The sequence below is a fragment of the Neobacillus citreus genome, assembly GCF_018343545.2.
Lineage (GTDB): Bacteria > Bacillota > Bacilli > Bacillales > Cytobacillaceae > Neobacillus > Neobacillus citreus.
Genome location: NZ_JAGYPE020000080.1, coordinates 13,128 through 15,185 on the forward strand (window position 1 = coordinate 13,128; position 2,058 = coordinate 15,185).

Sequence of the window (2,058 nt, forward strand, 5' to 3'; positions counted from 1 at the left end):
AAGCTTCCTTTTTCCTTCTCATCCGGGCGTTATGAAACTCTCATAACTACAGATTCCTTCTTTTTCCTTCTCATCCGGGCGTTTTAAAACTCTCATAACTACCATACCTTCTTATTTTCAGCCAGTTTAGTAGAAATAAAAAAGGGTGTCCGCCCCACGCGGACACTTGTCCACGCGTGGGGCCTGACACCCTACCAACGAAACTCTCCCCATACCTTACCCAGCCGCCAAGATCTGCCGCAGCTGTTTTCTCGCCCTATACAGCCGGGTTTTGACTGTGGCGGATTTGAGGTTGAGTCGGCTGGCGATTTCGGTTTCTTTTAGTCCGTACTGCATTTTGAGAATCAGCACTTCCTGGAATTCCTTGGAGAGGTTCTCTATTGAGTCGCCGATCTCCTCTTGGAAAAGCCGGATGACGGCCGCCTCCTCTGTACTAGAACCGCTGCTCGCTCCAACACAGTGCAGCGGTTCTAGTTCGGCGTAGTCCATCGGCGTCCAATGGCGTCTTTTCTCCGACCTAAGGAAGTCAATCGCGGTTCTCGTGGTAATGGCCGAGAGCCATGCTCCTAATTTGCCATTGTCCTCGACCGTGTCCAATTTCCGGTACGCCTTTAAAAAGGATTCTTGGACGATATCCTCTGCCAAAAACTCGTCTCTCGTATACTGATAGGCAATATAATATAGCCGTTTTGCGTGTTTAGAATATACCTCATTAAAATTAACCGCGTTCATTTCTCGCTCCCGCTTATTTAAAATGATTTTTAATAAAATCCGGTACATGCTCCTCATCAAAATAAGTGACTTGATTAAAATGACCATCATTAAAATACACAATAGCCGCATATTCACTACGAGGATTTGTCCCGGCCTTCTCAAGTACTTGTTCAATTTGACCTTTATCGGTAATTTTCAAGGTGTTTCCGCTGTGTTCTATCGCTGATTCGATATCTGTCGAAAATTTCCCGTTTTCCTCAATGGAAGAGAAATCACCCTTGGCCACCAGAACATGTGAAATATCCTCTGCGGTTACCTTTGCCTGATTGAGCACTTCCTTTTCCTTCAACCAGCTCTCAAATTTCCGATAAGTCGGCTTAAATTCAAACATGACAGACTGTTCATTCCCCAAATTGAGTTCAATGGTTGATCCAAGGCCCGAATAATAAATACTATCATTATATGATTCTGCCAGCACATCTTCCCTTATTAGAGACAACGCCTGCCTTACATCCTCCGGCTTTGACAGGGTCACAAACTTGTTCACCGGCCCATTGGCCCTGATTTGCAGATATTTCACTTTCTTTTCATCCACCATAAAAATCTCTTTTGAAGTCATTTTATATTCCTTCGATTCGTAAATCGGCTTATATAAATCCTCGTAAAGACGCGTCATGACACGGTACTGGCGAATGACCTTTTTCCCGTTTTTCAATTCATACATGATAAAGAATTCTCTATCGGATTTATTCTTTTCCTGCTCATTGATTTTTTTATTGGCCAAGATTTGTTTATGCATCTTCAGGACGGCGGCGATATTCTCCGGTTCCTGCATGGGTTTAGGGTCAAGGACATCCCCGTAAAAACCATCATGGCTCAGGTAAAAATTCGGATTATCCGTCAGCAGGACATTCTTAACGTCACTTTGTTCCGGGATTCTATTTTCATAAAATCCAAGCGCCTGAACTCCTACTACAAGAAACGCAATAACAGCTAGATAAACGACAAGACCCTTGATGCGAGTGAAGACCCGCCATGTCTTACGCAGCACCATCTCTGCCGCAAAGTAGCCGATAGCTGCTCCGATTCCATAACCAAACAAGGTCCAGCCAAGATTTTTAAAGGAAACATCGTTAAAATACGACCCACCCAGCAGCATGAAGCAAAAGGCAGTCCCATATTTAAAGACGGAACGCAATTTCGGAAAGGCAATCGCTTCGGAAGCCAGCTCCAGATTTCTTTTTTTATAAAAAAACAGGGACAGCCCGTACAGGACAATGGCCAGGACAATATACAGAACTGCATCCTTCCATTGAAAAGCTCGGCTTTCAAGAACAGTCGTAA

Annotated in this window: 2 protein-coding genes; both read right to left on the bottom strand. The window is 44.2% G+C overall.

Going from position 1 to position 2,058, the window contains the following annotated elements:
* Nucleotides 1-216: 216 nt before the first annotated feature.
* Complete coding sequence (locus KHB02_RS26725) at nucleotides 217-780, bottom strand: RNA polymerase sigma factor (protein ID WP_241114120.1); 564 nt, start codon at nucleotides 778-780, stop codon at nucleotides 217-219.
* On the bottom strand, nucleotides 746-2,058 hold a 1,313-nt coding region (locus tag KHB02_RS26730), incomplete at its 5' end, for a DUF6449 domain-containing protein (protein ID WP_241114121.1). The genes KHB02_RS26725 and KHB02_RS26730, both read right to left, overlap by 35 nt.